General features: G+C 33.2%; 38 protein-coding genes and 1 pseudogene. All 39 read left to right on the forward strand.

The window, feature by feature from the left end:
* The first annotated feature begins 446 nt into the window (after positions 1-446).
* The 39 genes and pseudogenes from rpsJ to B3603_RS04095 all read left to right on the forward strand — a co-directional run bounded on the left by rpsJ (position 447) and on the right by B3603_RS04095 (position 22256).
* A complete protein-coding gene (rpsJ, locus tag B3603_RS03905) occupies positions 447-755 on the forward strand; it encodes a 30S ribosomal protein S10 (protein WP_039630647.1) in 309 nt (102 codons plus the stop codon).
* An 88-nt stretch (positions 756-843) separates the two neighbouring features.
* Positions 844-1470 (forward strand): 50S ribosomal protein L3, encoded by a 627-nt coding sequence (rplC, locus tag B3603_RS03910; RefSeq protein ID WP_291560983.1) that lies wholly within the window; start codon positions 844-846, stop codon positions 1468-1470.
* Positions 1471-1487: 17 nt separating this feature from the next.
* Positions 1488-2108 carry a 50S ribosomal protein L4 gene (gene rplD, locus B3603_RS03915; protein ID WP_291560986.1) on the forward strand — a complete coding sequence of 207 codons (621 nt, stop codon included), beginning with the start codon at positions 1488-1490 and terminating at the stop codon, positions 2106-2108.
* Positions 2108-2401, forward strand: a complete 294-nt coding sequence (rplW, locus tag B3603_RS03920) for a 50S ribosomal protein L23 (protein WP_291560989.1) — start codon at positions 2108-2110, stop codon at positions 2399-2401. The genes rplD and rplW overlap by 1 nt, the downstream gene beginning before the upstream one ends.
* A gap of 60 nt (positions 2402-2461) precedes the next feature.
* A complete protein-coding gene (gene rplB, locus B3603_RS03925) occupies positions 2462-3295 on the forward strand; it encodes a 50S ribosomal protein L2 (protein WP_291560992.1) in 834 nt (277 codons plus the stop codon).
* Positions 3296-3361: 66 nt separating this feature from the next.
* Positions 3362-3643, forward strand: coding sequence for a 30S ribosomal protein S19 (gene rpsS / locus B3603_RS03930; RefSeq protein WP_039630657.1), 282 nt, complete (start codon positions 3362-3364; stop codon positions 3641-3643).
* A 22-nt stretch (positions 3644-3665) separates the two neighbouring features.
* Entirely contained in the window at positions 3666-4001 is a 336-nt protein-coding gene (rplV, locus tag B3603_RS03935) for a 50S ribosomal protein L22 (protein WP_291560995.1), read from the forward strand.
* A 16-nt stretch (positions 4002-4017) separates the two neighbouring features.
* Positions 4018-4683, forward strand: a complete 666-nt coding sequence (gene rpsC, locus B3603_RS03940; protein WP_291560997.1) for a 30S ribosomal protein S3 — start codon at positions 4018-4020, stop codon at positions 4681-4683.
* A 27-nt stretch (positions 4684-4710) separates the two neighbouring features.
* Positions 4711-5154 carry a 50S ribosomal protein L16 gene (gene rplP, locus B3603_RS03945; protein WP_291560999.1) on the forward strand — a complete coding sequence of 148 codons (444 nt, stop codon included), beginning with the start codon at positions 4711-4713 and terminating at the stop codon, positions 5152-5154.
* On the forward strand, positions 5144-5356 hold the full coding sequence (gene rpmC / locus B3603_RS03950) for a 50S ribosomal protein L29 (protein WP_039630665.1): 213 nt from the start codon (positions 5144-5146) through the stop codon (positions 5354-5356). Before rplP ends, rpmC begins: the two co-directional genes overlap by 11 nt.
* 21 nt (positions 5357-5377) lie before the next feature.
* Complete coding sequence (gene rpsQ, locus B3603_RS03955) at positions 5378-5632, forward strand: 30S ribosomal protein S17 (protein ID WP_039630667.1); 255 nt, start codon at positions 5378-5380, stop codon at positions 5630-5632.
* 24 nt (positions 5633-5656) lie between these two features.
* Positions 5657-6025: a 50S ribosomal protein L14 gene (gene rplN / locus B3603_RS03960; protein ID WP_291561005.1), complete on the forward strand. Its 369-nt coding sequence runs from the start codon at positions 5657-5659 to the stop codon at positions 6023-6025.
* A 14-nt stretch (positions 6026-6039) separates the two neighbouring features.
* Positions 6040-6357: a 50S ribosomal protein L24 gene (rplX, locus tag B3603_RS03965; protein ID WP_291561453.1), complete on the forward strand. Its 318-nt coding sequence runs from the start codon at positions 6040-6042 to the stop codon at positions 6355-6357.
* A 22-nt stretch (positions 6358-6379) separates the two neighbouring features.
* A complete protein-coding gene (rplE, locus tag B3603_RS03970; RefSeq protein ID WP_291561007.1) occupies positions 6380-6922 on the forward strand; it encodes a 50S ribosomal protein L5 in 543 nt (180 codons plus the stop codon).
* 15 nt (positions 6923-6937) lie between these two features.
* On the forward strand, positions 6938-7123 hold the full coding sequence (locus tag B3603_RS03975) for a type Z 30S ribosomal protein S14 (RefSeq protein ID WP_010295312.1): 186 nt from the start codon (positions 6938-6940) through the stop codon (positions 7121-7123).
* 31 nt (positions 7124-7154) lie between these two features.
* A complete protein-coding gene (rpsH, locus tag B3603_RS03980; RefSeq protein WP_039630678.1) occupies positions 7155-7553 on the forward strand; it encodes a 30S ribosomal protein S8 in 399 nt (132 codons plus the stop codon).
* A gap of 23 nt (positions 7554-7576) precedes the next feature.
* A complete protein-coding gene (gene rplF, locus B3603_RS03985) occupies positions 7577-8116 on the forward strand; it encodes a 50S ribosomal protein L6 (RefSeq protein ID WP_291561014.1) in 540 nt (179 codons plus the stop codon).
* A gap of 25 nt (positions 8117-8141) precedes the next feature.
* Complete coding sequence (gene rplR / locus B3603_RS03990) at positions 8142-8504, forward strand: 50S ribosomal protein L18 (protein ID WP_039630681.1); 363 nt, start codon at positions 8142-8144, stop codon at positions 8502-8504.
* A 17-nt stretch (positions 8505-8521) separates the two neighbouring features.
* Positions 8522-9019: a 30S ribosomal protein S5 gene (rpsE, locus tag B3603_RS03995; RefSeq protein ID WP_291561016.1), complete on the forward strand. Its 498-nt coding sequence runs from the start codon at positions 8522-8524 to the stop codon at positions 9017-9019.
* Between the two features lie 13 nt (positions 9020-9032).
* Positions 9033-9212 (forward strand): 50S ribosomal protein L30, encoded by a 180-nt coding sequence (rpmD, locus tag B3603_RS04000; RefSeq protein WP_039630685.1) that lies wholly within the window; start codon positions 9033-9035, stop codon positions 9210-9212.
* Between the two features lie 18 nt (positions 9213-9230).
* The gene (rplO, locus tag B3603_RS04005) at positions 9231-9671 is read left to right on the forward strand and encodes a 50S ribosomal protein L15 (RefSeq protein WP_291561019.1); all 441 of its coding nucleotides are present in this window, start codon (positions 9231-9233) and stop codon (positions 9669-9671) included.
* Positions 9672-10949: a preprotein translocase subunit SecY gene (gene secY, locus B3603_RS04010; RefSeq protein WP_291561022.1), complete on the forward strand. Its 1278-nt coding sequence runs from the start codon at positions 9672-9674 to the stop codon at positions 10947-10949. It begins immediately after the preceding gene.
* Positions 10950-10969: 20 nt separating this feature from the next.
* On the forward strand, positions 10970-11632 hold the full coding sequence (locus B3603_RS04015; protein WP_291561025.1) for an adenylate kinase: 663 nt from the start codon (positions 10970-10972) through the stop codon (positions 11630-11632).
* Positions 11619-12365 (forward strand): type I methionyl aminopeptidase, encoded by a 747-nt coding sequence (map, locus tag B3603_RS04020; RefSeq protein WP_291561029.1) that lies wholly within the window; start codon positions 11619-11621, stop codon positions 12363-12365. The genes B3603_RS04015 and map overlap by 14 nt, the downstream gene beginning before the upstream one ends.
* A gap of 13 nt (positions 12366-12378) precedes the next feature.
* Positions 12379-12648 (forward strand): KOW domain-containing RNA-binding protein, encoded by a 270-nt coding sequence (locus B3603_RS04025; protein ID WP_039630695.1) that lies wholly within the window; start codon positions 12379-12381, stop codon positions 12646-12648.
* Between the two features lie 7 nt (positions 12649-12655).
* Positions 12656-12863: pseudogene (gene infA, locus B3603_RS04030) on the forward strand (translation initiation factor IF-1).
* A 15-nt stretch (positions 12864-12878) separates the two neighbouring features.
* Positions 12879-12992, forward strand: a complete 114-nt coding sequence (gene rpmJ, locus B3603_RS04035) for a 50S ribosomal protein L36 (protein ID WP_003373491.1) — start codon at positions 12879-12881, stop codon at positions 12990-12992.
* A 49-nt stretch (positions 12993-13041) separates the two neighbouring features.
* Positions 13042-13410 carry a 30S ribosomal protein S13 gene (rpsM, locus tag B3603_RS04040; RefSeq protein ID WP_039630701.1) on the forward strand — a complete coding sequence of 123 codons (369 nt, stop codon included), beginning with the start codon at positions 13042-13044 and terminating at the stop codon, positions 13408-13410.
* 12 nt (positions 13411-13422) lie between these two features.
* Entirely contained in the window at positions 13423-13818 is a 396-nt protein-coding gene (rpsK, locus tag B3603_RS04045; protein ID WP_186269536.1) for a 30S ribosomal protein S11, read from the forward strand.
* 19 nt (positions 13819-13837) lie between these two features.
* On the forward strand, positions 13838-14458 hold the full coding sequence (rpsD, locus tag B3603_RS04050) for a 30S ribosomal protein S4 (RefSeq protein WP_291561032.1): 621 nt from the start codon (positions 13838-13840) through the stop codon (positions 14456-14458).
* A 66-nt stretch (positions 14459-14524) separates the two neighbouring features.
* The gene (locus tag B3603_RS04055; RefSeq protein ID WP_291561034.1) at positions 14525-15472 is read left to right on the forward strand and encodes a DNA-directed RNA polymerase subunit alpha; all 948 of its coding nucleotides are present in this window, start codon (positions 14525-14527) and stop codon (positions 15470-15472) included.
* A gap of 12 nt (positions 15473-15484) precedes the next feature.
* Positions 15485-15826 carry a 50S ribosomal protein L17 gene (gene rplQ / locus B3603_RS04060; protein ID WP_039630707.1) on the forward strand — a complete coding sequence of 114 codons (342 nt, stop codon included), beginning with the start codon at positions 15485-15487 and terminating at the stop codon, positions 15824-15826.
* An 88-nt stretch (positions 15827-15914) separates the two neighbouring features.
* A complete protein-coding gene (locus tag B3603_RS04065) occupies positions 15915-16817 on the forward strand; it encodes an energy-coupling factor transporter ATPase (protein WP_396151747.1) in 903 nt (300 codons plus the stop codon).
* Positions 16802-17656 carry an energy-coupling factor transporter ATPase gene (locus B3603_RS04070; protein ID WP_291561036.1) on the forward strand — a complete coding sequence of 285 codons (855 nt, stop codon included), beginning with the start codon at positions 16802-16804 and terminating at the stop codon, positions 17654-17656. Before B3603_RS04065 ends, B3603_RS04070 begins: the two co-directional genes overlap by 16 nt.
* Before the next feature lie 48 nt (positions 17657-17704).
* Positions 17705-18508 (forward strand): energy-coupling factor transporter transmembrane component T family protein, encoded by an 804-nt coding sequence (locus B3603_RS04075; protein ID WP_291561038.1) that lies wholly within the window; start codon positions 17705-17707, stop codon positions 18506-18508.
* Positions 18509-18520: 12 nt separating this feature from the next.
* A complete protein-coding gene (gene truA, locus B3603_RS04080; protein WP_291561041.1) occupies positions 18521-19255 on the forward strand; it encodes a tRNA pseudouridine(38-40) synthase TruA in 735 nt (244 codons plus the stop codon).
* Between the two features lie 184 nt (positions 19256-19439).
* Positions 19440-19877 carry a 50S ribosomal protein L13 gene (rplM, locus tag B3603_RS04085; protein WP_291561043.1) on the forward strand — a complete coding sequence of 146 codons (438 nt, stop codon included), beginning with the start codon at positions 19440-19442 and terminating at the stop codon, positions 19875-19877.
* A gap of 26 nt (positions 19878-19903) precedes the next feature.
* Positions 19904-20296, forward strand: coding sequence for a 30S ribosomal protein S9 (gene rpsI / locus B3603_RS04090; RefSeq protein ID WP_291561045.1), 393 nt, complete (start codon positions 19904-19906; stop codon positions 20294-20296).
* Positions 20297-20621: 325 nt separating this feature from the next.
* Positions 20622-22256, forward strand: a complete 1635-nt coding sequence (locus tag B3603_RS04095; RefSeq protein ID WP_291561047.1) for a Na/Pi cotransporter family protein — start codon at positions 20622-20624, stop codon at positions 22254-22256.
* Positions 22257-22736 lie beyond the last annotated feature (480 nt).

Here is a 22736-nt window from a genome sequence, read left to right on the forward strand (position 1 = left end):
GAGTTGTTACTTCTATAATTAAGTAATATAATTATTTAACTTAGTAATTTAGATAATTTAGTGTATACATGAGAATATGCCTAGGCTTTAAGGAGAAGGGGACGCCCTTCTCCTTAATTAATAATATTGCATAAAAAGTACAAATTTACCAATACTATAACGTATTAATTAATTTATAAATTAATGTATAAATTAATTAAAAAATACTTGTCAAAGTATATAGAGTACGGTATAATATAGAAGTTGTAAAGTGGTAACAGCGATGAGGTAAGAGGTTGCCGGACTTCCGGGGAATTCTTCACCGAGCATGTCCTAATCTTGAATTGGGCGACGGGGTCTGTGTTTGCTCTGTGTTGCGTTAATTTAATGCAACACCCGGAACAGTTTACAGAACATCCGCTGTTGCACGTAAGAAGTATAGCGTGCGATGAAAAGGAGGGAATACAATGTCAAAACAAAAAATCAGAATCAGATTAAAAGCTTTTGATCACAATATATTAGATCAATCAGCTGAAAGAATTGTAGAAACAGCTAAATCTACAGGAGCTAAAGTAGCAGGTCCAGTACCACTACCTACTGAAAAAGATGTAGTAACAGTTTTAAGAGCTCCACATAAATACAAAGATTCAAGAGAGCAGTTCGAAATAAGAACTCACAAGAGACTAATCGATATATTAAGCCCATCACCAAAAACTGTTGATGCGTTAATGAGATTAGACTTGCCAGCAGGCGTAGATATAGAAATAAAACTATAGACGTACATAAGAGTACGAGTAATAGATAACTATTACTAACTATTATGACCACTGAGGTGGTCCGCTAATAAGTAGGAGGTGTATTTGAATGAAAAAAGCTATAATGGGTAAAAAACTAGGAATGACTCAAATATTTGATGAAAATAGAAAAGTAGTTCCAGTAACAGTTGTAGAAGCTGGTCCATGCGTAGTTATCCAAAAGAAAACTGTTGAAACTGACGGATATGAATCAGTTAAGGTTGCTTTCGGAGATATAAGAGAAAAATTAGTTAATAAGCCAATGAAAGGTCAATTCGAAAAGGCTGGAGTTGGTGTTAAGAGACATATAAAAGAGTTTAAATTAGAGGACATGAGCGGCTTAGAAGTTGGTTCAGAAATAAAAGCTGAAGTATTTGCAGCAGGAGATAAAGTAGACGTTTCTGGAGTATCTAAAGGTAAGGGATTCCAAGGCGTAATTAAAAGATGGAACTTCCACAGAGGACCGATGACTCACGGATCTAAGTTCCACAGAGCAGTAGGTTCTATGGGAGCTACAGATGCTGCTAGAACTTTCAAAAACAAGAGAATGCCTGGACATATGGGAAATGTTAATACAACAGTATTAAGTTTAGAAATCGTAAGAGTAATACCTGAGAAAAACATAATCCTTATAAAAGGTGGAATACCAGGACCAAATAAAGGTCTTGTAGTAATTAGAGACGCTGTTAAAGCTTAGGGAAAGGAGGATACAGAATGCCTACATTAAAAGTGTTTAATAAAGAAGGAAAAGAAGTTGGAGATATCCAATTAAATGAAAATATATTTGATGTTGAAGTAAGCAGAGATGCTATGCATCAAGTAGTATTAGCTCAATTAGCTAATAAAAGACAAGGAACTCAAAGCGCTAAAACTAGAGCTGAAGTTCGCGGCGGTGGTATAAAACCATGGAGACAAAAAGGAACTGGTAGAGCAAGACAAGGTTCAATAAGAGCACCACAATGGATTCATGGTGGTATCGTATTTGCACCAAAGCCAAGAGACTATAGAGTTTCAATTCCAAAAAGCATGAGAAGAACAGCTATGAAGTCAGCTTTAACTTCAAAAGTTGTTGACAATGAAATGATAGTATTAGAAAGTTTAAATTTTGAAGCTCCTAAGACTAAAGAAATGATAAAAGTTTTAAGTGCTTTTGAAGCTAAGAAAACTTTAATAGTAGTAGCTGAGTCAAACGAGAATGTTTATAAATCAGCTAGAAATATACCAGGAGTAGCTGTGTTACCAGTAAACAACTTAAACGTATATGACATATTAAAATACGAGAAGTTTGTGGTAACTAAAGAAGCTGTATCTAAAATTGAGGAGGTGTATGCATAATGAAAATGACAAGCCATGATATAATAAGAAAACCTGTTATAACTGAAAAAAGTATGGCAGCAATGGCTGATAAAAAATACACTTTCATAGTTGACATACACGCTAATAAATTCCAAATAAAGAAAGCAGTAGAAGAAGTTTTTGGAGTAGAAGTAGAAAATGTAGCTACAATTAGAAGCTTAGGAAAAACTAAGAGAGTTGGAGTTCATGTTGGTAAAAGAGCAAACTTCAAAAAAGCAATAGTTACATTAACTGCAGATAGTAAAACTATAGAGTTCTTTGAAGGAATGTAGTTAGCGAATAAGCATTTATTGGTTTAGAACCAGATAAGCGAAAAGAAGGAGGGAAACCTAATGGCAGTTAAGAAGTTTAGACCTACCACACCTTCAAGAAGAAATATGACAATGGCTACATTTGAAGAAATAACTACTGATGTACCAGAAAAGTCACTTCTTGTAAGTAAGACAAAATCAGGTGGTAGAAATGCCCATGGTAAAATTACTGTTCGTCACCGCGGTGGTGGAGCGAAACAAAAATATAGAATAATTGACTTTAAGAGAAGAAAAGATGGTATTCCAGCAAAGGTTGCAACTATTGAGTATGATCCAAATAGATCAGCATACATTGCTCTAGTTGTATACGCAGATGGTGAAAAGAGATACATAATAGCTCCAGTAGGATTAAAAGTTGGAGATGTAATAGTATCTGGTCCAGATGCAGATATAAAAGTAGGAAACACTCTTCCAATAGCTAACATACCAGTTGGTAGTGTAATTCATAACATAGAGTTACAAGTTGGAAAAGGTGCTCAACTTGTTAGATCAGCAGGTTCTTCAGCTCAACTTATGGCTAAAGAAGGAGAATATGCTCAAGTAAGACTTCCAAGTGGAGAAGTAAGATATGTAAGAATTAACTGTAGAGCTACTATAGGAACAGTTTCTAACTTAACTCATGAAATTGTTAAAATAGGTAAAGCAGGAAGAAAAAGGCATTTGGGTTTCAGACCTACAGTAAGAGGTTCTGTTATGAACCCTAATGACCATCCACACGGAGGTGGAGAGGGAAAATCTCCTATCGGACACGCAAGTCCACTTACTCCATGGGGTAAACCAGCTCTTGGATACAAAACTAGAAAAACTAAAAAATACTCTGATAAATTTATTGTTAAGAGAAGAAATAAGAAATAATAAGAAGGGAATATTTTATTCTCTTCTGAACTACGCATACATTGTATGAAGGGAGGCCGCTAACACATGGGTAGATCTATAAAAAAAGGACCTTTTGTTAAAGAGTCGCTTTTAAATAAAATCAATGAGATGAACAAAAATGGTGAGAAGAAAGTTGTAAAAACTTGGTCAAGAAGTTCTACTATTTTCCCACAAATGATAGGTCATACTATCGCAGTTCATGACGGAAGAAAACACGTTCCTGTATATATCCAAGAAGATATGGTAGGACATAAGTTAGGTGAATTCGCATTAACTAGAACTTTCAAAGGTCACATCGATAAGTCAAAATCAAGCAAAGTAAGATAGTCCGGGAAGGAGGAAATACACGATGGAAGCTAAAGCTATAGCAAGATATGTAAGAATGTCTCCAATGAAAGTTGGTATCGTTCTTGATTTAATAAGAGGTAAAGATGTAAATGAAGCTTTTGCTATATTACAATATACTCCAAAAGATGCAGCTGAAGTTGTAAACAAAGTACTAAAGTCAGCAGTTGCAAATGCAGAAAATAATTTAAGTTTAGATAAAAATAGATTATATGTTGCAAGTGCACATACTGGTCAAGGTCCAACATTAAAAAGATTTAGACCACATGCGCAAGGAAGAGCTTTCAGAATAAGAAAGAAAACTAGCCATATAACTTTAGTAATTAAAGAAAGAGCATAAGAAGGAGGGATATATAGTGGGACAAAAAGTACATCCACACGGCTTAAGAGTTGGTGTAATCAAAGATTGGGATGCTAAATGGTACGCAGAAGGAACTAATTTTGCAGACAATTTAGTTGAAGACAATCATGTAAGAGAATACCTTAAAAAGAAGTTATACGTTGCAGGAATTTCTAGAATAGAAATTGAAAGAGCAGCAAAAAGAATGAAACTTAATATACATACTGCTAAACCAGGAATGGTTATAGGAAAAGGCGGTCAAGGTATAGAAGAACTTAAAAAAGGATTAAAGAACATTGTTAAAGCTAGTAATGTTCTTATTAATATCGTAGAAGTTAGAAACCCAGAAAACAACGCTCAATTAATGGCTGAAAGCATAGCAGCTCAATTAGAAAAGAGAATATCTTTTAGAAGAGCTATGAAACAAACAATTCAAAGAGCTATGAGAACAGGTGTTAAAGGAGTTAAAACAGCTTGTTCAGGAAGACTAGGCGGAGCAGAGATTGCTAGAGCAGAATTTTACCATGAAGGAACAATTCCGCTACAAACTTTAAGAGCTGACATAGATTATGGATTTGCAGAAGCGAATACAATTTATGGAAAAATTGGAGTTAAAGTTTGGGTATATAGAGGCGAAGTTCTTCCAACAAAGAAAGTTGAAAAGGAAGAAGCTAACGCTTAATAACGTGTAAGGAAGGAGGAATATGACATGTTAATGCCTAAAAGAGTTAAACATCGTAAGGTTCATCGTGGAAGAATGAAAGGTAAAGCTACTAGAGGTAACTTCATCGCTTACGGAGATTACGCTTTACAAGCAACTGAATGTGGTTGGATAACAAGCAACCAAATTGAGTCTGCCAGAATAGCTATAAATAGATACGTAAGAAGAGGAGGAAAGGTTTGGATAAAAATCTTCCCTGATAAGCCAGTTACTGAGAAGCCAGCTGAAACACGTATGGGATCTGGTAAAGGTTCACCAGAGTACTGGGTAGCAGTAGTTAAACCAGGCAGAGTGTTATTTGAAATCTCTGGAGTTTCAGAAGAAGCTGCTAGAGAAGCTATGAGACTAGCATCTCACAAACTACCAATTAAAACTAAGTTTGTGACAAGAAAAGATTTTGAGGAAATGGGTGGTGAAATCAATGAAGGCTAATGAATTAAAAGAGTTGAGACAAAGTACTCCTCAAGATTTACAAGTAAAATTAACTGATTTAAAATCAGAATTATTTAACCTTAGATTTCAGTTAGCTACAGGACAGTTAGAAAACCCAATGAGAATTAAACAAGTTAAAAAATCTATAGCCCAAATTAAAACCATCCTTAGAGAAGAAGAATTAAGGGCTTTTGAGCAGTAATACTGAAAGGAGGTTCGTCTTGTGGAAAGAGGAAATAGAAAGACAAGAATAGGAAGAGTTGTTTCTGATAAGATGGATAAAACAATCGTTGTTGCAGTTGAAACAAAGGTTAGACATCCACTGTACGGAAAAACAGTTAACAGAACTACAAAATTCAAAGCTCATGATGAAAATAATGAAGCTAGAATTAATGATAGAGTATTAATTATGGAGACAAGACCATTATCAAAAGATAAAAGATGGAGACTTGTTGAAATCACTGAGAAAGCTAAATAGTTAACTGAAAGGAGGGTATTTTACATGATACAACAACAAACATTATTAAAGGTAGCAGATAACTCTGGTGCTAAGGAAATAATGTGTATTAGAGTACTAGGTGGTTCCAAAAGAAAATGGGGAAACATCGGAGATATAATCGTTGCTAGCGTTAAAAGTGCAACACCAGGTGGAGTTGTTAAAAAAGGTGACGTTATAAAAGCAGTTATTGTTAGATCAGTAAAAGGTTTAAGAAGAGCAGATGGTTCATACATTAAATTTGATGAAAATGCAGCTGTTGTAATAAAAGAAGATAAAAATCCAAGAGGAACTCGTATCTTCGGACCTGTTGCTAGGGAGCTAAGAGATAAAGAATTTAATAAGATATTATCATTAGCACCTGAAGTTCTATAAGATAGGAGGTAGCTATAATGAAAGTTCATGTTAGAAAGAAAGACACAGTAATGGTTATTTCTGGTAAAGATAAAGGAAAAATTGGTGAAGTTCTAGCTGTTTATCCTAAAAAAGGAAAAGTTGTAGTTAAGGACGTTAGTGTTGTTACTAAACACCAAAAACCTAATAAGCAAAACATGCAAGGTGGAATAGTACACTTTGAAGGAGCTATAAACAGTTCAAAAGTTATGTTATACTGCAATAAGTGTAAATCTGTTACTAGAATAAGTAATAAAATATTAGATGATGGCACTAAAGTAAGAGTGTGCAAGAAGTGCGGAGAAACATTTTAATTCGCGAAAGGAGGTTTAACCAATGGTTGCAAGACTACAAGAAAAATACAATAATGAAGTAGTTCAAGCTATGATGGAGAAGTTCGGATATAAAAACATAATGGAAGTACCTAAGCTTGAAAAAATAGTAGTAAATATGGGAGTTGGAGAAGCTAAAGATAATTCTAAGGTTCTTGAGGCTGCTGTTGCTGACATGCAACTAATAACAGGACAAAAGGCAATCTTAACAAGAGCTAAGAACTCTGTAGCAAACTTTAAAATAAGAGATAACATGCCAATAGGATGTAAAGTTACATTAAGAAAGCAAAAAATGTTTGAATTTGCAGATAAGCTAATCAACATTGCTATACCTAGAATTAGAGACTTCAGAGGAGTTCCTTCAAAATCCTTTGATGGAAGAGGTAACTACGCATTAGGAATAAAAGAGCAATTAATATTCCCTGAAGTAGAATATGATAAGATTGACAAAGTAAGAGGTATGGATGTAATATTCGTTACTACTGCAAAGACAGACGAGGAAGCAAGAGAACTATTAAGATTCCTTGGAATGCCATTTGCTCAATAATAAGGAGGGAATAACGTGGCACGTAAAGCTTTAATAGAAAAATGGAAAAAAGAGCCTAAATATTCAACTAGAGCTTATACAAGATGCAGACTATGTGGAAGACCACATTCTGTATTAAAGAAATTTGGTATTTGCCGTATTTGTTTCAGAGAACTTGCTTATAAAGGACAAATTCCTGGATGTAAGAAGGCAAGTTGGTAATAAATTCATTATATGAAAGGAGGCACAATAAATGGTTATGACTGACCCTATCGCAGATTTGCTAACTCGTATAAGAAATGCAAATGTTGTTAGACACGAAATATTAGAAGTTCCTTCTTCAAACATAAAGAAGGCAATCGCAAACATAATGCTTCAAGAAGGATACCTTAAAAATATAGAAGAATATCAAGATGGTTCTGTAGCAATGTTAAGACTTACTATGAAGTATGGTCAAAACAAAGAGAGAGTAATAACAGGACTTAAGAGAATATCTAAACCAGGCTTAAGAGTATACACAAAGAATGAGGATGTTCCAAAAGTATTAAATGGCTTAGGAGTAGCAGTAATATCTACTTCAAAAGGAATCGTAACTGATAGAGAAGCTAGAAAATTAGGATTAGGTGGAGAAGTAATCTGCTATATCTGGTAGTTTGATGAACAGGAGGTGCAATTATGTCAAGAGTAGGAAGACTTCCAATAGCTATACCAAGCGGTGTAACAGTTACAGTATCACCAGAGAACGTTGTTACAGTTAAAGGACCTAAAGGTGAATTAACTAAAGCAATGGCAAAGGTTATAAATATAGCTATAGAAGATAATTCAGTGGTTGTTACAAGACCAAGCGATGCAAAAGAACATAGAGCTCTTCATGGATTAACAAGAGCATTAATAAATAACATGGTAATCGGAGTAACTAACGGTTATACTAAAATACTTCAATTAGTTGGTGTTGGATACAGAGCAACACTAAAAGGAAATAAATTAACATTAAACCTTGGATTCTCACATCCAGTTGAAGTAGAAGCAGTTCCAGGAATCACATTTGAAACTCCTGATGCTAATACAATACACGTTAAAGGCATAGATAAAGAACTAGTTGGAGATATTGCTGCCGATATTAGAGCGTGGAGAAAACCTGAGCCTTATAAAGGAAAAGGAATTAAATATTCTGATGAAGTTATAAGACGTAAAGAAGGTAAAACAGGTAAATAATAAATAGTGGGAAGGAGTGAAGGTAATGTTCAAAAAGGCTGATAGAAAACTATCAAGAGAAACTCGTCACTTAAGAGTACGTAAAAAGATATCTGGAACAGCTGATAGACCAAGATTAGCTGTTTATAGAAGTGAAAAGAACATATATGCTCAAATTATAGATGACGTAGCTGGAAGAACTTTAGTTGCTGCTTCAAGTTTAGATAAAAACCTTGAATTAAAGGCTGGAAGCAACAAAGAAGCTGCTAAAGCTGTTGGAGAGTTAATAGCTAAAAAAGCGTTAGAAAACGGAATAAAAGAAGTGGTATTTGACAGAGGCGGATACGTTTACCACGGAAGAGTACAAATGCTTGCAGAAGGCGCAAGAGAAGCAGGACTTCAATTCTAAAAAAAGGAGGGAAATTCATGAAAATAGATCCTAGCACACTAGATCTTAAAGAAAAAGTTGTTTTTATTAATAGAGTTGCTAAGGTTGTTAAAGGTGGAAGAAACTTCAGATTCAGCGCACTAGTAGTTGTTGGAGATGAAAACGGACACGTTGGCGTTGGAATGGGTAAATCTATTGAAATACCTGAAGCTATAAGAAAAGGTATTGAAGATGCTAAGAAGAACCTTGTAAAAGTTGAATTAGATGGAACTACAGTTCCTCATACTATAGATGGAAAATTTGGTACTGGAAGAGTGCATATAATGCCAGCAGCAGAAGGTACAGGAGTTATCGCTGGAGGTCCAGCAAGAGCGGTGCTTGAGCTTGCAGGATTAAAAGACGTTAGAGCTAAATCTTTAGGTTCTAACAATCCAAGAAACATGGTAAATGCTACAATCAATGGATTAGCAAACTTAAGAACAGCAGAACAAGTTGCTAAATTAAGAGGCAAAACTGTTGAAGAAATTTTAGGATAGGAGGGGAATGACCTTGGCTAAACTTAAAATAACATTAACAAAAAGCTTAATCGGTAGAAAAAAAGACCATATAGCTACAGTTAATGCATTAGGATTAAAGAAAATAGGTAAGACTGTAGAGCACGAGGAAACTCCTCAAATCAGAGGTATGGTAAACAAAGTTAATTACCTACTGAAAGTAGAAGAAGCATAATACAAGGAGGTGTAGACTATGAAACTTCATGAGTTAAGACCTGCAGAAGGATCAAAAAGAGCCGCTAAAAGAGTTGGTAGAGGTACTGGTTCAGGCTGGGGTAAAACTGCAGGAAGAGGCCAAAATGGACAGAACTCAAGATCAGGCGGTGGTGTAAGACCTGGATTTGAGGGAGGTCAAATGCCTTTATACAGAAGATTACCTAAAAGAGGATTCACTAACATATTCGCTAAAGAATATGCTTGCATAAATGTTGATAGATTAAATATATTTGAAAATGGTACAGAAGTAACACCAGAATTACTAATCGAAAGAGGAGTAATTAAAAAAGTTTATGATGGTGTTAAAATATTAGGAAATGGTAACTTAGAGAGAAATTTAACTGTTAAAGTTAACAAAATCTCTAAAGCTGCTGCTGAAAAGATCGAAGCCGCTGGAGGCAAAGTTGAGGTGATATAGATGTTATCAACCCTACGAAATGCTTGGAAAGTTCCAGAGCTTAGAAAAAGGATGCTATTTACGTTATTTATAGTGGTGATATTTAGACTAGGGATATTTATTCCTGTTCCTGGGGTAGATGCTAGTAAGCTAGCTAACTTAACAAGCTCAGGAACATTGTTCACCTTCTATGATATGCTTTCCGGTGGTGCTCTAAGCAAGTTTAGTATATTTGCCATGGGTGTAGGACCATACATAAATGCATCAATCGTATTGCAACTATTAACAATAGCAGTTCCATATTTAGAGCAACTTTCTAAAGAAGGCCAAGACGGAAGACAAAAAATTCAAAACTACACAAGAATTGCAGCAATAGTTTTTTCAGTAGTTCAAGGTATTGCTGTATATGCTATGATAAATAGTGCTGGAGCACTTCAAATGGATGGAAAATTTGGGTTGTTTTTAGTAATTCTTACAACCACTGCTGGTTCGACATTATTAGTATGGTTAGGCGAACAGATACAAGTATATGGAATTGGAAATGGAGTTTCAGTAATAATTTTCGTAAATATTATTTCTACCATTCCAACCATGGCTTACCAAATTGGCGGACTTCAAAAGGCCGGTTCAGTAAGCATAGTAGAGGTTATAATATTTATACTAGTAGCTTTGGCTTTATTATTATCAGTTATTGTAGTAAATTTAGCAGAAAGAAGAGTGCCTGTACAATATGCAGGAAAAGCAGTAGGAAATAAGGTGTTCAAAGGACAATCAACGCACATTCCTTTTAGCTTAAATTCATCTGGAGTTATGGCGATAATTTTTTCTATGTCAGTGATGCAATTACCTGAAACAATAGCTAGAATTTGGCCAAAATCTTCTTTTGCAACGTTTGTATTGGAAAGTCCTTGGAGTATATTCCAAAGAGGGTCTTTAAAATATGTAGTAGTGTATTTCGTATTAATATTATTTTTCTCATGGTTCTATACCATAGTTACATTAAAACCGGATGAGATGGCTGAAAATATGCATAAATCATCAGGGTTTATACCAGGTATAAGACCAGGAGAGAAAACAGCAATTTTCTTAGAAAAAGTTTTAACTAAAGTATCCATAATAGGAGGAACTTTTGCAGGAATAATAGCTGTATTCCCAATTATAATGGAATCTTATACTAAATTTAAAGGGATAGCCTTTGGAGGAACTAGCATATTAATTATTGTTGGAGTTGCTCTTGAAACAATGAAGCAGCTTGAATCACAATTAGTAATGAGACATTACCAAGGTTTCCTTAAATAAATATTTTGGAGTTGATGCTAGTGAAAATCATTTTATTAGGTCCTCCGGGAGCCGGAAAAGGAACACAAGCTAAATCGATTAGTAATAAATACTCCATACCGCATATATCAACAGGAGACATTTTTAGAAAAAACATTTCTGAAAAAACTCCTCTAGGAATCGAAGCTAAGAGTTATATAGATAAAGGCCATTTAGTGCCTGACAAACTAACCATAGATATCGTACAGGATAGATTAGAGCAAGAAGACTGTAAAAGTGGTTTTTTACTTGATGGCTATCCAAGAACTGTAAATCAAGCAGAAGCCCTAAAAAACTTTTTACAGGAAAAAGGAAAGAAACTTGATACAGCTCTATTAATAAAGGTTCCAAAAGAGTATATAATTGATAGAATGACGGGCAGAAGAGTTTGTTTAAGCTGTGGAGCAAGCTATCATGTTAAGTTTAATCCTACTAAAGTAGAAGGCAAATGTGACATTTGTGGTAGCGTTGTAATACAAAGAGATGATGACTGTGAAGAAACAGTAAATGAACGTCTTGAAATATATGATGCTCAAACACAACCACTTATAGATTACTATAAGGAGCAAGACCTTCTATCCGAAGTTGATGGAACCCAAGCTATTAATGATGTTTTTAAGAATATTTGTGGTATCTTAGGAGCGATAAATAGTGATAATAATTAAAAGTGATATGGAAATTGAATATATGAGAAATGCAGGTAAAGTAGTTGCTGATACACTTGCAACCATAGAGGCGGTAATAAAGCCTGGAATAACAACTGCAGAAATCAATAAATTAGCGGAAGAGTTCATATTAGAACAGGGTGCAAAACCATCTTTTAAAGGATACGGTGGATTTCCGGCTTCCATATGTGCATCAGTGAATGATGAAGTTATTCATGGAATCCCTGATAACAGGGTTTTACAAGAAGGAGATATCATAAGTGTAGATTGTGGAGCAGTTCTAAATGGGTTTCATGGTGATGCAGCTAGAACTTTTCCAGTAGGTAAAATATCTAAAGAAGCTGAGGAGCTTATTAGAGTTACTAAAGAATGTTTTTTCAAGGGTGTTGAAAAGGCAAAGGTGAATAATAGGCTTACAGATATATCAGCAGCAATTCAAATTTATGCTGAAAGCTTTGGGTATTCTGTGGTTAGGGATTTTGTAGGACACGGTATTGGTAAGTCCATGCATGAAGATCCTCAGGTTCCTAATTACGGCACTGCTGGTAGAGGGCCAAAGCTATCTCATGGAATGGTTCTTGCAATTGAACCTATGATAAACATTGGTAAGTTTAATGTTAAGGTAAAACCTAATGGATGGACGGTTGTTACAAGTGACGGAAGCTTATCCGCACACTACGAAAACACTGTGGCTATATTAAACAGTGGTCCTGAAATATTAACTTTAAGCTAATGAGGTGAATGGATTGGATGATAATAACCTTTTAGGTAAGGTGGTACATTCTAAATCAGGAAGAGATCGTAATAGATACTTTATAATAGTAGGTATACTAAATGCTGATTATGTCTATATTTCAGATGGAGACTTAAGAAAGATTGAGAAACCTAAGAAAAAGAAAATTAAACATTTAATTTTCACAGATATAACAGCAGATGAGATCAGTGAACTAATCTTACAAGGTAAGAAGATTAGTAATTCTAAGATAAGAAAGTTTTTGCAGGTTGAGGAGGTTTGATTACCTTATGTCAAAAGATGATATAATTGAAATGCAAGGTGTAGTTTTAGAAGCACTACCCAATGCAATGTTTCAAGTTGAACTTGAGAGTGGGCATAAAATATTAGCACATATATCAGGAAAGTTAAGAATGAACTTTATTAGGATATTACCAGGCGATAAGGTTACAATAGAGCTTTNNGACACGTGGGAGAATAACTTGGAGAGATAAGTAATAAGGAGGGTTAGCTATGAAAGTAAGACCATCAGTTAAACCTATATGTGAAAAATGTAAAGTTATAAAAAGAAAAGGAAGAGTAATGGTTATCTGTGAAAATCCTAAACATAAACAAAAACAAGGCTAGTAAATAGCTAGTTAGAGTATTTAATGTACTTAGGAGGTGCAAGTTGTAGATGGCAAGAATAGCAGGTGTTGACCTACCAAGAGAAAAAAGAGTTGAGATAGGTCTAACTTATATATTTGGTATAGGATTACCAAAATCACACGAAATACTTGAAGCTACGTCAGTTAATCCAGACACAAGAGTTAAAGATTTAACTGAGGAAGAAGTTAATGCTTTAAGAGAGTATATAAACAAGAATATATTAGTTGAAGGTGACTTAAGAAGAAGAGTTGCTCTTGATATAAAAAGATTAATGGAAATCGGATCTTACAGAGGAATAAGACATAGAAGAGGACTTCCAGTAAGAGGACAAAAGACAAAAACAAACGCTAGAACAAGAAAAGGTCCTAAAAAGACAATAGCGGGCAAAAAGAAATAGTAAGGAGGGAATATAATGGCTCAAAAAGTTAAAAGAAGTAGAAGAAGAAAAGAAAGAAAAAATGTTGAGCATGGTGCAGCACATATTAAATCTACTTTCAACAATTCCATCGTTACGCTTACTGATGCAGCTGGAAACGCATTGTCATGGGCTAGTGCAGGTGGATTAGGATTTAGAGGATCAAGAAAGAGCACACCATTCGCAGCTCAAATGGCAGCTGAAACTGCAGCTAAAGCAGCAATGGAACATGGATTAAAAAGTGTTGAAGTTTACGTTAAAGGACCAGGAGCAGGAAGAGAAGCGGCTATAAGATCTTTACAAGCTGCTGGATTAGAGGTTACTTTAATAAAAGACGTAACTCCAATTCCACATAACGGATGTAGACCACCAAAAAGAAGAAGAGTTTAGTAAACAGGAGGTGTAATTAATGGCAAGATATACTGGAGCTACTTGCAAACTGTGCAGAAGAGAAGGTTTAAAACTTAACCTTAAAGGTGACAGATGCTTCACAGAGAAATGTGCTTTCGCTAGAAGAAGCTATGCACCAGGACAACACGGACAAAGCAGAAAAAAAATATCAAACTACGGATTACAATTAAGAGAAAAGCAAAAAGCGAAAAGATTATATGGAGTTCTTGAAAAACAATTTAGACTATATTATGATAAAGCTGAAAAACAAAGAGGTATAACAGGTGAAAATCTATTAAGATACCTTGAGTTAAGACTTGATAATGTAGTATATAGATTAGGATACGGAAATTCAAGAGCTGAAGCGAGACAATTAGTTAATCATGGACACTTTTTAGTGAATGGAAAAAAAGTTGACATCGCATCATACAGTGTTTCATTAAACGATGTAATATCAGTATCTGAAAAGAGCAGAGCTACTGAGAAATTCAAAGTGTTCAATGAGAATCCAAAAACTTTACCTAACTGGTTAGAGGCTAACCAAGCTGCTTTCGAAGGAAAGGTTCTATCTTTACCAGCTAGAGAAGATATAGATGTTCCTGTTAACGAAACATTAATCGTCGAGTTATACAGCAAATAGTCAATAATTTAAATCAGTTGCCCTCAAAATAGAACACCCATTTAATAAAGAAGGAGGGTTATATATATGTTAGAAATAGAAAAGCCAAAAATAGAATGTGTAGAAACCGCTGAAAATGGTACATATGGAAAGTTTGTCATTGAACCATTAGAAAGAGGTTATGGAATAACTTTAGGTAATGCTTTAAGAAGAATTCTTCTTTCTTCATTACCTGGAGTTGCTGCAAATTCAATTAAAATAGAAGGTGTACTTCATGAATTTTCAACAATAAATGGAGTAAAAGAAGATGTGTCAGAGTTAATTCTAAACATAAAAGGATTAGCTTTAAAAATGACAGGGGAAGGTTCTAGAACAGTATACATTGACGCTGAAGGACCAGGTGAGGTAACAGGCGCTGATATTAGAACTGATGGAGATGTAGAAGTTATTAACAAGGATATTCATATTGCTACTTTAGATGAAAATGCTAAGTTATTTATGGAAATCAATGTTAGCAAGGGAAGAGGTTATGTTTCTCAAAATAAAAACAAAACTGAAGATAAACCTATAGCTACTATACCTGTAGACTCAATATATACTCCTGTTAAGAGAGTTAACTATACAGTTGAAAACACAAGAGTAGGCCAAATTACTGATTATGATAAGTTGACTATTGAAATTTGGACTAATGGAACAATTAGACCTGATGAAGCAATAGGATTATCAGCTAAAATTCTTATCGAGCACTTTAAGCTATTTATGACATTAACGGATCATGCGGATAATGTTGAAATAATGGTTGAAAAAGAAGAAGATAAAAAAGAAAAAGTATTAGAAATGACAATAGAAGAGCTTGATTTATCTGTTAGAAGCTTCAACTGCTTAAAAAGAGCAGGTATAAATACTGTTCAAGAATTAACAGAGAGATCTATGGATGACATGATGAAAGTTAGAAACTTAGGAAAGAAATCTCTCGAAGAGGTTGAACAAAAACTTGAAGCCTTGGATTTATCATTTAAACCAAGCGAAGAGTAAGGAGGTATAGACATGGCACAACAACGTAAGTTAGGACGTCCAACTGATCAAAGAATGGCAATGCTTAGAAATCTTGTGACTAGTTTCTTAAAGTACGGAAAGATTGAAACTACTGAAACTAGAGCTAAAGAAACTAAGAGACTAGCTGAAAAAATGATCACTCTTGCTAAAAGAGGAGACTTACATGCTAGAAGACAAGTTCTTGCATTTGTGACTGAAGAAGAAGTTGTTAAAAATTTATTTGATAATGTAGCTCCAAAGTATGCTGAAAGAAATGGTGGATATACTAGAATAATGAAAGTAGGTCCAAGAAGAGGCGACGGAGCAGAAGTTGTTATATTAGAATTAGTATAATATATTCCAGGGGATTAAGTATGCCTAGCTTAGTCCCCATTTTATTATAGATATTGAGTATTTTTGATATTACATGGAGGGATGAGAAATGGAAAAAAATAAAAATTTCGTGGCAGAGAACCCTCAAGCTTTAGATAAAATTGATGATAAAAAAATCGAAATACACAGTGAAAATTTAGTTTTTAAATATGATAATAATGGAAGTAATGACGTAAAAGTAGCTATTGATTCTGTTAATATTGACATCAACAAAGGAGATTTTGTTGTTATTTTAGGTCATAATGGTTCAGGAAAATCTACTTTTGCTAAGCATATAAATGCATTACTTATACCTACAGAAGGTAAGTTATATGTAGGTGGATTGGATACGACAGTAGAGGAAAATGTATGGAATATAAGAAATAAAGCAGGTATGGTATTCCAAAATCCAGATAATCAAATAGTTGCAACTATAGTGGAAGAAGATGTAGCTTTTGGACCAGAGAATTTAGGAGTTGAACCTGAAGAAATAAGAAGAAGAGTTGATGATTCTTTAAAAAGAGTTAATATGTATGAGTATAAAAAACATGGACCACATCTACTATCTGGTGGACAAAAACAAAGAGTGGCTATAGCGGGTATTTTGGCAATGATGCCAGAATGTATAGTTCTTGATGAACCTACAGCAATGTTAGATCCTTCTGGTAGAAAAGAAGTTATAAAGACCGTTAGAGATTTAAATAAAGAATATGGGATAACTATAGTACTTATAACACACTATATGGAAGAAGCAGTAGAAGCAGACAAAATATATGTTATGGATTCTGGAAAAATTGTTATTGAAGGAACTCCTAGAGAGGTATTTAAAGAAGTAGAAACAATGAAAAAACTTGGTTTAGATGTACCTCAAATGACAGAACTTGCTTATGAGCTTAAGAAAAATGGTGTTGATATAAGTGAAGATATATTAACTATAGATGAGATGGTGAATGCATTATGTCAATTAAAATAGAAAATTTAACTCATATATATATGCCGAAGTCACCTTTTGAAAAAACAGCGCTAGACAATGTGTCTGTCGAGATAAAAGATGGTGAGTTTGTGGCTCTAATAGGTCATACAGGTTCAGGAAAATCGACTTTGATTCAACATATTAATGGATTATTAAAGCCTTCTTCAGGAAAGATAATAGTAGATGATATAGATATTACTGCTCATGGAGTAAAGCTTAGTGATATAAGAAAAAGAGTAGGGTTAGTGTTTCAATATGCTGAGTATCAATTATTTGAAGAAACTATAGAAAAGGATATTGCTTTTGGACCTCGTAACTTAGGATTAAATGAAGAGGAAATTACTTCTAGAGTAAAGAGAGCAATGAATATAGTTGGATTAGACTATGAAACTTATAAAGATAAATCACCTTTTGAGTTAAGTGGAGGTCAAAAAAGGAGAGTAGCTATAGCAGGAGTTGTAGCTATGGAACCTAAGGTTCTTATATTAGATGAGCCTACCGCTGGGTTAGATCCGAAGGGAAGAGATGAGATACTTGGTAAGATAGAATTATTACATAGAGAATATAATATGACTATAATTTTAGTTTCTCATAGTATGGAAGATGTAGCAAAAGTAGCAAATAGAATATTAGTTATGGAAGATGGAAAATGTATTTTAGACGGTCCTCCAGATTTAATATTTAGAGAAGTAGAAACTTTAGAGAGAGTTGGCCTTGCAGTACCACAAGTTACTTATTTAATCAGAGAACTTAGGAAAAAAGGCTTTGATATATCAGAAGACATATTTACCTTAAAACAAGCTACTACTGAAATACTAAGAGTTCTAAAGAGTTCATAATATATTGTGTAAAAGTGTAATTTTCTTTTACCCATTGGAGGAGTTAATATGATTAAAGATATTACAATAGGACAGTATGTTCCTGGTGACTCTTTTATACATAAGCTTGATCCTAGAGTTAAAATATTAATATCACTATTCTTTATAATAGATTTATTTTTAGTTAATAGCTTTATAGGGTATTTAGTGGTATTTCTATTTCTAATATTAATTATTTTTATATCTAAAGTTCCTTTTAGATATATTTATAAAGGGTTAAAGCCAATATTTATATTGATGTTAATTACAGCAGTATTCAATTTATTCTTTACTAGAGGAGAAGTTCCGTTATGGGAGTGGGGTTTTATAAAGATATATAAGGAAGGTATTATATTAGCCATATTTATGATATTAAGATTAACTTTCTTGATTGCAGGTACATCTTTATTAACTTTAACTACTTCACCAATAGAACTTACTGATGGTATAGAAAAGTTACTTAATCCTTTTAGAAAAATAGGGGTTCCAGCCCACGAATTAGCTATGATGATGACAATAGCACTTAGATTTATACCTACGCTTATGGATGAGACAGATAAAATTATGAAAGCACAAATGGCTAGAGGTGCAGATTTTGAAAGTGGTAATCTATTAAGCCGAGCAAAGAATCTAATCCCGTTGCTAGTTCCACTGTTTATAAGCTCTTTTAGAAGGGCAGAAGAATTAGCTATGGCAATGGAGGCAAGATGTTATAGAGGTGGCGAAGGAAGAACTAGAATGAAGGTATTAAAGCTAACAAATAAGGATACTGTAGCATTTATAGGCTTTGGTGTATATACATCATTAATTTTATTACTTAGAATTTATTTATAAAGGTGTTAGACTATGAAAAATATAAAATTGATAGTAGAGTATGATGGTACCAATTATTCTGGATGGCAAAAACAAAATAATAATATTACGGTACAAGGTACTTTAGAAGAAATCCTTAGTGAATTAACTAAGGAGAAAATTGAAATTATAGGTTGTAGCAGGACAGACAGTAAGGTTCATTCAAGAAAATATGTATGTAATTTTCACACTAATAGTACTATACCAAGCCATAAGTTTAGAGAGGCTTTAAACATAAAGCTTCCTTGTGATATAGCCATATTAGAATCTTCAGAAGTACCACTAAACTTTCATGCAAGATATGACTGTATAGGGAAAAAGTATAGCTATACTATACTTGAAAGATCTGTTAAAGCAACTATTGATAGAAATTTTACATATCAATGTAAATATGATCTAGATGTAGCAAAAATGCAGGAAGCTACTAAACATTTTATAGGTACTCATGATTTTTCAGCTTTTAGGAATAATGGAAGTTCTGTGAAAACATCTACTAGAAATATAACAGAGCTTAAAGTAGAAAAACTAGGAAATTATATAAAAATATATGCTTCAGCAGATGGATTTTTATATAATATGGTAAGAATAATAGTAGGTACATTAGTTGATGTAGGTACTAATAAAATAAAGCCAGAAACTATTATAGATATTATAAATTCTAAAGACAGGTCAGAAGCAGGAAAAACTGCACCACCACAAGGTTTATGCCTAGAAGAAGTCTATTATTAATTAGTTATATTTTAACATAAAAAATATATGTTTTTATTATGTAATAATATTTTAAATAATTGACACGCGTGGCAAATTGTATTATAATATCTATGTTTGTATAGTAAAATTGTGTATAAGATCCACTAGCCCCGGATCTTTAGCATAGAATTCGGACTGTTAAAAATTCAGGGAGGGAAAAGAAATGAAATCATACTTAGCAAAACCAAATGAAGTTCAAAAAAAATGGTATGTAGTTGATGTTGCAGGAATGCCATTAGGAAGAGCTGCTAGCCAAATAGCTTCTATATTAAGAGGAAAAAATAAACCACAATTTACACCACATGTTGATACTGGAGACTATGTAATAGTTGTAAATGCGGATAAAATCGTTTTAACTGGAAAAAAATTAGATCAAAAAATGTTAAGACACCACTCATTATATCCAGGTGGACTAAAAGAAACTCCATACAGAGAAGCTTTAGCTAAAAAGCCAGAGTTTGTATTTGAAGAAGCTGTAAGAAGAATGCTTCCAAATGGAGTATTAGGAAGAAAAATGCTTAAAAAATTAACTGTATACAGAGGACCAGAGCATAAGAATCATGCTCAAAACCCAGAAGTATTAGAGTTAAGATACAAATAAGCTAGTAGTTGGAGGGAGGAAGAAAAATGGCAAAAGTTCAATATTTTGGAACAGGAAGAAGAAAGAAATCAGTTGCTAGAGTTAGACTTGTACCAGGAGAAGGTAAAGTTATCATAAATAAAAGAGATATAGAAAATTATTTTGGATTAGAAACATTAAGATTTATAGTTAATCAACCATTAGCATTAACTGGAACAAAAGAAAAATTCGACGTTTTAGTTAACGTACACGGTGGTGGATATACAGGTCAAGCTGGTGCTATAAGACACGGAGTATCAAGAGCACTATTAAAAGCTGATGAAAATTTAAGACCAGAATTAAAGAAAGCTGGTTTCTTAACAAGAGATCCAAGAATGAAAGAAAGAAAGAAATACGGTCTTAAAAAAGCAAGAAGAGCTTCTCAGTTCTCAAAAAGATAGTATTTCGGATTTATTTACGTATTTATACCAAGGTTATTCAAGTGTTAATCTTTGGAATACATATGTGAGATGCATATACTCAGTAGAGTATATGCATTTTTTTGTGTAAATTTTCTAGTAGTGGATAGAATAAATTATATAATTAATGAAGCTTATTATTAATATAATAGATTATCCCCATATTTAATTATATTTTAAAATTTCACGAAAGCTAAAGATTATGTTATGTTTATGTTAAATTTGCAAATTACGTATTAACAGTACCGAAGATATATTGTATCATTTAAATGGAATTTTACTGAGCAAATTTTTTTGGAGGTAATGTATGGAAGTATTTATTACAGTGATTAATTTATTTGGAGGACTTGGTTTATTTCTCTACGGAATGAAAATGATGGGTGATGGGCTTGAAAATGCTGCCGGAGATAAACTAAAAGGAATATTTGATAGGATAACATCAAACCCAGTAAAAGGAGTATTAACAGGAGCAATAGTTACAGCAATTATACAAAGTAGTAGTGCTACTACAGTTATGATTGTAGGATTTGTTAATGCAGGACTTATGAACTTATATCAAGCAACTGCAGTTATAATGGGTGCCAATATAGGTACAACAATTACTGCACAACTTATAAGTTTTCAATTTGATGCACTTGCACCAATATTTTTAGCCATAGGTGCAATGATAGTATTATTTACTAAAAGAAAAAATACTAAACAAATTGGTAATATTATATTAGGATTTGGTATATTATTTTTAGGATTAGAATTGATGAAGAATTCAATGTCTCCATTAGCAGACTCACCATTTTTTTCTGAGCTAATAATAAAACTTCAAGGTAAGACAATATTAGGAGTTTTATTAGGAGTAGTAATGACAGCAGTAATACAGAGCTCTTCTGCATCAACAGGAATATTAGTTGCATTAGCGTCAACTGGTGCATTGCCACTTAATGTTGCAGTACCTATACTATTTGGTAATAATATAGGAACTTGTGTTACAGCACTGATTTCAAGTATAGGAACGTCTAAAACAGCTAAGAAAGCAGCACTAATTCACTTATTATTTAACGTTATAGGAACATTAATATTCATACCATTAATTGGTCAGTTAACCGGCATAGTTCAAGGTATAACACCAGGTATGGGAGCAGAAGCTGTTAAAAGACAAATAGCAAACGCACATAGTATATTTAATATAATTAATACTTTAATATTAATGCCATGTATTAAATTATTAGTATATATAGTAAACAGAATAATCCCAGGAGAAGATGAAAAAGAAGCAATGGGAGTACAATACATAGATGAAAGATTACTAGAAACTCCGGTTATTGCCTTAGGACAAACTACAAATGAATTAGTAAGAATGGCAAACAAGGCAAAAGACAATTTAGAATTAGCTATGGATGCCTTTAACAATAATAATGAAGAATCTCTTAATAAAGTTTATGGGAATGAAAAATTGATAAATATTTTAGAGGATGATATAACTAGATTTTTAGTTAAACTTTCAAATACAGAAATTGGTGAAGAGCAAAAAAATATTGTGGCAGCAATGTTTCATGTGGTAAATGATATTGAGCGTATAGGAGATCACGCTGAAAATATTGCAGATTTAGCTAGTGAAAAAATGGCAAAACATATAGTATTTTCAGAAGAGGCAAGTAAAGAACTTTTATCAATGTTCAATTACACAGTAAGTGCATTGGAAATGAGTATAGATTGCTTTAAACATTATAATAAAGAAAAAGCTCGCACAGTAAGAGGAGTAGAAGATAGAATAGATAGCTTAGAAAAAGAGTTAAGAGCATCACATATTAGAAGACTTAATACAGGAATATGTAATGCTACAGTAGGTGCTATATTCTTAGATGTTATAAGTAATTTTGAGAGAATAGGTGACCATGCTGTAAATGTAGCTGAAATAGTTTCAGAAACACCATATAAATTAAATTAAAATATATAAAATAAACTAGTAAGTATGCGAAAAAACAAATAAGTATACTGACTAGTTATTTTTTTGAATATATATTATAATTGTACATTTTAAAATTCCTTGTAATAAAATTACAAGGGATTTTATTAGTTATATAAAATAAGAAACTAATAAAAGATTTTGAAGGTAGTTCATAAAAAAGCAGGAGAGTGAAGAGATATTCAAATGTAAGTTAATATATCAGTAATATAATGTTATGAATGAAAAATTAAGAATGAAAGATTAAGAATTATAGTTGGAATTAATTCTTAATGAATTAATTTCTTAAACTGAAATATTGTATACTTTTTAGAGTTTAATGTGTCTAATTAGTATAAGGTGTCTTCAAAAAAATAATAGACCACTATGTCAGCCTATTTTCCATCAGACTATGTTGTCAGATATAAAATATACTAACATCTTTGGTTTATTATTTTCATTCAGATGTTTAAAGGGAAAGCA

This window comes from Clostridium sp. UBA2485, assembly GCF_002341865.1.
Taxonomy (GTDB): domain Bacteria; phylum Bacillota; class Clostridia; order Clostridiales; family Clostridiaceae; genus Clostridium_J.